Raw genomic sequence first — 6,303 nt, forward strand, 5'->3', positions numbered from 1 at the left:
GTCCGCAGCACGCTCGCCGATCATCACCGACGGCGCATTCGTGTTCCCGCCGACCAGCGTCGGCATCACCGACGCATCCACCACGCGCAATCCTTCGACGCCGCGCACGCGCAGTTGCGGATCGACGACCGCGCGCGCGTCCGAACCCATCCGGCAGGTGCCGACCGGGTGATAGATCGTGTCGGCATGCTCGACGATCGTCTTGCGCAGCTCCGCTTCGCTCTGGTCGGCGCGCGTGTAAAGCTCGCGCCCGCCCTGCGACGCGAGCGGTGCCTGCGACAGGATCTTGCGCATTGCCTGCGTGCCGCGCACGAGCAGGTCGAGATCGCGTGCATCGCTGAAGAAGCGCGGATCGATCAGCGGTGCATCGCGCGCATCGCCGCTCGCGAGCGCCACCGTGCCGCGGCTGAACGGCCGCAGCGCGCACACGTGCAGCGAATAGCCGAAGCCCCAGTGCATCTTGCGGTTGTGGTCGTCCACGAGCGCCGTGCAGAAATGCAGTTGCAGGTCGGGACGCTCGAGCGACGGATCGCTCTTGATGAAGCCGCCGGCCTCCGCGACGTTGCTCGTCATCATCCCGGTGCGGCTCGAGAAATAGCGCGCGAGCGCGGGCGTCATCTTCGCGATTCCGCGCAGGCACACACCGACCAGCTCCGATGAATTCACGCGCGTATTGATGATGAAATCGATATGGTCGATCAGGTTCGTGCCGACGTCCGGCGCATCCTGCACGACCGCGATCCCGTGCCGGCGCAGCTGCTCCGCCGGGCCGATCCCCGAACACATCAGCAGTTGCGGCGAATTGAACGCGCCGGCCGACAGGATCACTTCCGCACGCGCGTCGAGCGTCTCGACGCGCCCGTTGCGCGCGACCGCGACACCGGCCGCGCGCTTGCCGTCGAACACGACGCGCAGCACCGTCGCATCGGTGATCACGTGCAGGTTCGGCCGGTTGCGGCCGTAGATGTACGCGCGGGCGACGCTGCAGCGCGAGCCGTCGCGGTGCGTGACCTGGTAGAAGCCGACCCCTTCCTGCGTCGCGCCGTTGAAGTCGTCGTTCAGCGGATAGCCGGCCGCGTGCGCGGCCTGGATGAATCGTTCGGAGAACGGATTGCGAAAGCGCAGATCCGACACCGACAGCGGGCCGTCCGCACCGTGCCACGCATCGGCGCCGCGCTCGTTGCCCTCCGCGCGGCGGAAATACGGCAGCACGTCCTGCCAGCCCCAGCCCGTCGCACCGAGCTGCGCCCATTCGTCGTAGTCGCCCGGGTGGCCGCGCGTGTAGATCATCGCGTTGATCGCGCTCGAGCCACCCATCCCGCGCCCGCGCGGCTGGTAGCCGCACCGCCCGCCGAGGCCCGGCTGCGGCACCGTCTCGTAGCCATAGTTCGTGCCGAGCTTGAACGGCACCAGCGCCGCGATGCCGACCGGCATGTTGACGAGCAGGTTGCGCTCCGTATGCGAGCCGGCCTCGATCAGCGCGATCGTCGCATCGGGGCAGGCATCGGCGAGACGGCCTGCCAGGCTCGACCCGCCCGAACCGCCGCCGACGATGATGTAGTCGTATTGCATGTCACGTCTCCGTCGTGTCATGGAAGGCGCCCGGCACCGCCGCGCGACCGCGTCCCCTCTTGTAGTTCGGGCATTGTAGGAATGGCCGTCGCGCGCGCGGCGCGCGGATTCAAGAGCGATTCCTCTAAACGCCCGCGTGAACTAAATTTAAGATGTATCGATTCGCTTTGCACGATGCGCCGGCCACGAGAAGCCGATCCGTCGCGCATCGGGAGAGACGACGATGCAGCGCCAGGTTCTGCAGGCCGCGTGCCGACCGGGTTGCCCGGATGCGATGCGCGCAGCCCGCATTTCATTTCAAACGGCTGCCCGCGCGGAGAGGCTCGGCGTCACGCGCGCAGTCGATCGAAATCGAACGGCGCGTGTCGTTGCCGACCGTTTGGATGGTTTGTCGCCGCGGCGGCACGATGCGCCGCGGCATGGTTTGACGGACCTGTCGCGCTGCCCCGCTTCGGTGCACCGTCAGTCAGTCACACCGCAGCGTCGCGCGCCCGGCAACAGTCGCATCGCGCGGCATGCAGATGCGCCGCGACACGGTTTCCGGATGCGCACACCGTCGCGTGGATGCGACGCCCGCGGCACGCGGCAACCGGTTTTCGAGCACACGTCGCATCCGGCCCCGCGCCGCGCGACACGCACCACCCCGATCCGCGTCGCCGCGCTCGCCGAGCGTGCGCGTGCGGCGTGACGGCCGGCCGACCAGCCAGGCCCAACTGGAGGAGACGACATGAAGAACGACCTGCCCGAACTGGCCCCGCAAGCGCTGCCGTCGGTCGATGCACTGACGTCGCTGCTACGCGACCAACGCGCGGCCTACCTGCGCGCACCGTACCCGGCATGGGAAACGCGCGTGCAGCACCTGCGCGCGCTGCGCACGATGCTGATCGACCACGCGGATGCACTCGCCGAAGCCATCAGTGCCGATTTCGGTCATCGCGCGAAGCAGGAAGTGCTGCTGTCGGAAATCTGGATGGCGAAGGAAGAGATCGACGACGCGCTCAAGCACGGCAAGCGCTGGATGAAGCCGATGCGCAAGCCGATGAACAAGTGGCTGCGCCCGGCGCGCGCGAAGGTGATTCCGCAGCCGCTCGGCGTGGTCGGCATCGTCGTGCCGTGGAACTACCCGGTGCTGCTCGCGGCCGGCCCGCTGATCTGCGCGCTCGCGGCCGGCAACCGCGCGATCATCAAGATGTCCGAACTGACGCCGCGCACGTCGGCGCTGTTCGAGCAGCTCATTGCCAAGACCTTCACGCGCGACCACGTCGCGGTCGTGAACGGCGATGCGGAAGTGGGCGCCGCGTTCAGCGGGCTGCCGTTCGACCATCTGCTGTTTACCGGCTCGACGCACGTCGGCCGCCACGTGATGCGCGCGGCCGCCGACAACCTCACGCCCGTCACGCTCGAACTCGGCGGCAAGTCGCCGGCGATCGTCGGCCCGAACGCGCGCTTCGATGCGGCCGTCGACGCGATCGTCGCGGGCAAGACGCTGAACGCGGGCCAGACCTGCATCGCGCCCGACTACGTGCTGCTGCCGCGCGGGATGGAAGCGGCGTTCATCGAACGCGCGCGCACACGGTTCGCGAAGATGTACCCCGACCTGTCGGCCAACGGCGACTACACGACGATCGTGTCACCGCGCCACTACGCACGGCTGCAGCAGCTCGCGAGCGACGCGCAGGCGGCCGGCGCGCAACTGCATCCGCTGTCCGACGCGCAATCCGATTCCGCGTCGCGCCGCTTCGTGCCGTGCGCGGTCACGCAGGTGCCGGCCGCGTCGCAACTGATGCAGGAGGAAATCTTCGGGCCGCTGCTGCCGCTCGTGCCGTACGAGCGGCTCGACGAGGCGATCGCGTACGTGAATGCGCGCCCGCGTCCGCTCGCGCTCTACCTGTTCGACGAGGATGGCGGCACGATCGACCGCGTGATGCGCGAAACGATCTCGGGCGGCGTGTCGATCAACGAAACGCTGATGCACATCGCGTGCGGCAGTCTGCCGTTCGGCGGTGTCGGTGCGAGCGGCATGGGCGCGTACCACGGCTACGACGGCTTCGTGACGTTCTCGAAGATGAAGCCGGTGCTCACGCAGCCGCGCCTGAACGCGCGCAACCTGCTCGCGCCGCCGTACGGCAAGCGCTTCGCCGCGCTGATCAAGCTGATGCTGAAGTTCTGAGCCAAACGGGTAACGGGCCGCGCGCATCGCGCCGCGGCCCGCACGAGCATGCCGCGCGGCGAGTGTGCCGCGCGCGCCGTCACACGGGCCAGAGCGGCCCTTCCTGCATCGCGCCGATCTGCTCGCGCAACTCGAGCACGCGCGCTTCCCAGTAACGATGCGTGTTGAACCACGGGAACGCGGCCGGAAATGCGGGATCGTCCCAGCGCCGCGCGAGCCATGCCGCGTAGTGAATCAGCCGCAGCGTGCGCAGCGCTTCGACGAGATGCAGCTCGCGCGGCTCGAATTCGCAGAAATCCTCGTAGCCGGCCAGCAAATCAGCCAGCGCACGCGACGCGCCTTCGCGATCGCCCGGCAGCAACAGCCACAGATCCTGGATCGCCGGCGCCATCCGGCTGTCGTCGAAATCGACGAAGTGCGGGCCGGCATCGGTCCACAGCACGTTGCTCGGATGACAGTCGCCGTGCGTGCGCAGCAGGCGGATCTCGCCTGCTCGCTCGAACGCGGCCTCGACGCCTTCGAGCGCGAGCGTCACGGCCGTCTCGTATGCAGGCCGCACATCGTCCGGAATGAAATCGTGCGCGAGCAGGTAGTCGCGCGGCTCGTAGCCGAACGTATTGATGTCGAGCACGGGGCGCGCGACATACGGCTGCGTCGCGCCGACCGCATGGATCCGGCCGATGAAACGGCCCAGCCATTCGAGCGTGTCGCTGCGATCGAGATCGGGCGCGCGGCCGCCGCGCCGCTCGAAGATCGAGAAGCGGAAACCGTCGAACGCGTGCAGCGTCCGGCCGTCGAATGCGCGCGCGGGCACCGCCGGAATCTCGCGCGCGATGAGTTCGGCGACGAACGCGTGCTCTTCGAGGATCGCTTCGTCCGACCAGCGTGCCGGACGGTAGAACTTCGCGACGACCGGCGGGCCGTCTTCGATGCCCACCTGATACACGCGGTTTTCGTAGCTGTTGAGCGCGAGCAGGCGCCCGTCGGTGCGCAGGCCGGCCGGTATCAGCACGCTGTCGAGCGCGTCGAGCACGCACTCGGGCGTGAGTCCGGCGAACGGCGGGCCGGCGGGAGAAGCGGGAGCGGAAGTGACGTCTTTCATGCCCCGCATTGTGCCGCCAGCCGGGCCGAAAGACGAGCGCCCGGTGCGGTGAATGCGCTTAGTGGAGCGCCGCGCCGGCCGGTAGCACGGATTCGCCGGTGTCGATCAGGTCCTCGAGAAAGAACGGCTCGGTGTTGAGTTCCTTCGACTCGCCCGGTACGCCCGCGTACCAGGTCACCATGGCCATGTCGCCCAGGACGCGCTGGACGATGCCGCGCGCGCCCTTCGGCACCGCGATATGGGTAGTGCAGACAATCGACCCGACATGCATGATGGTTCCCCACTCTTGAATCTTGAAACCCGGCCCGCTGGGGGCCGGCAAATGCACGATCCGCGCGCTCTCGACGGAACGTTGCGCGTAATCCCATTGTTCACGGTTTATCGAAGCACGAAAAGAAGAAGAAGCAGGCGAAGTGCCGCGAATTCGTCGAATGTCTCCAATCAACCACTGCGCCGGGCAGGCGCTTGCCTGCCCGGTTCCCCCCATCATACCCTGTCGAATGTGACTGCCCGCCGAATCCCCGGCATCACCGCGGCGCGCACGTGACGGACGCTCCGCGCGCATCGTGAGCCCGATGCGGGTTCGCCAGGCAATTTCGTGCGACTGGCGACTGCGGTTGCCGAACCGCGTTACGCCGTCATCGCCTTGCCTCTGCCTTGAACGTGGCCAGCGCAGCAACTGTTGCGCACGCACCGCTCTTCGCCCTTCGCCCTTCGCCCTTCGCCCTTCGCCATGCGATGCCACCGACAGGTGTTGCGTCCGATGCCGGCCTTGCGTTACCTTTGATGCTCATTCGCGTTCAAGCGCATTCCGATACGATGCATCCGCTCACGTCCGCCCTTGCAAAATCCCGGCCGCAGTTCGACTCGCGGCCGCAGGCGTGCGCGCATCCGTCGGTTCTTCCCCCTCCTGTCGCACCGCCGCTCGTTGGCGCCGCGCCGCCCCCTCCGGCGGCACGCGCCGGCTGACCAGCCGGCTTTTCGTTTCGTCTTCCATTCGCCCGCAGGCCTGCATTCGTGCGTCGTGACGCACGGCGTGTTGCTGCGCGCGCGGATGGAACATTCCGATCCGTTCGACAGGTGGATTCACATGGTTTCGTTCAAACGCGCGCTCGCCGCGCATGGCGCGACGTCGCTCTTCGTGCTGCTGTGGAGCAGCGGCGCGATCTTCGCTGAACTCGGGCTGCGTCACGCATCCGCGTTCGTCTTTCTCACCGCACGTTTCGCGCTGGCATCGCTCGTGCTGCTTGGGCTGGCCTTCCTGCGCAAACGCTGGCTGCCGCCGCGCGGCGAGCGGCGCATGGCCGCACTGACCGGCTTGCTGATGATGGGCGGCTATTCGATCTTCTACCTGCTCGCGCTCGAACGCGGAATCGCGCCGGGCGTGCTCGCGACGATCCTCGGCGTGCAGCCGATCCTCACGCTCGCGATCGTCGAGCGGCGCTGGCAGCCCGTGCGC

At 67.9% G+C, this 6,303-nt stretch carries 5 protein-coding genes; 2 read left to right on the forward strand and 3 right to left on the reverse strand.

Annotated elements, in window-relative coordinates; translation table 11 throughout:
* Positions 1-1,572, reverse strand: a 1,572-nt coding sequence (locus JYJ84_RS25725) for a GMC family oxidoreductase (RefSeq protein WP_205189597.1), incomplete at its 3' end; no start/stop codon positions are given.
* A gap of 727 nt (positions 1,573-2,299) precedes the next feature.
* On the opposite strand from JYJ84_RS25725, the gene JYJ84_RS25730 reads away from it, so the two are divergent.
* A complete protein-coding gene (locus JYJ84_RS25730) occupies positions 2,300-3,742 on the forward strand; it encodes a coniferyl aldehyde dehydrogenase (protein ID WP_175222422.1) in 1,443 nt (480 codons plus the stop codon).
* Between the two features lie 79 nt (positions 3,743-3,821).
* On the opposite strand, the gene JYJ84_RS25735 is transcribed toward JYJ84_RS25730, so the two are convergent.
* On the reverse strand, positions 3,822-4,844 hold the full coding sequence (locus JYJ84_RS25735; protein WP_374102130.1) for a serine/threonine protein kinase: 1,023 nt from the start codon (positions 4,842-4,844) through the stop codon (positions 3,822-3,824).
* Between the two features lie 58 nt (positions 4,845-4,902).
* Entirely contained in the window at positions 4,903-5,115 is a 213-nt protein-coding gene (locus JYJ84_RS25740) for a hypothetical protein (RefSeq protein ID WP_011353523.1), read from the reverse strand.
* Between the two features lie 819 nt (positions 5,116-5,934).
* On the opposite strand from JYJ84_RS25740, the gene JYJ84_RS25745 reads away from it, so the two are divergent.
* The coding region (locus JYJ84_RS25745; RefSeq protein WP_205189598.1) for an EamA family transporter at positions 5,935-6,303 on the forward strand (369 nt) is incomplete at its 3' end.

Origin of the sequence: Burkholderia sp. LMG 13014, from assembly GCF_905232215.1 — a bacterium.
Taxonomy (GTDB): domain Bacteria; phylum Pseudomonadota; class Gammaproteobacteria; order Burkholderiales; family Burkholderiaceae; genus Burkholderia.

Excerpts from the sequence above, each read along its gene's own strand:
- JYJ84_RS25730 (WP_175222422.1), top strand. The coding sequence starts at position 2,300 with ATGAAGAACGACCTGCCCGAACTGGCCCCGCAAGCGCTGCCGTCGGTC.
- JYJ84_RS25735 (WP_374102130.1), bottom strand. The coding sequence starts at position 4,844 with ATGAAAGACGTCACTTCCGCTCCCGCTTCTCCCGCCGGCCCGCCGTTC.
- JYJ84_RS25740 (WP_011353523.1), bottom strand. The coding sequence starts at position 5,115 with ATGCATGTCGGGTCGATTGTCTGCACTACCCATATCGCGGTGCCGAAG.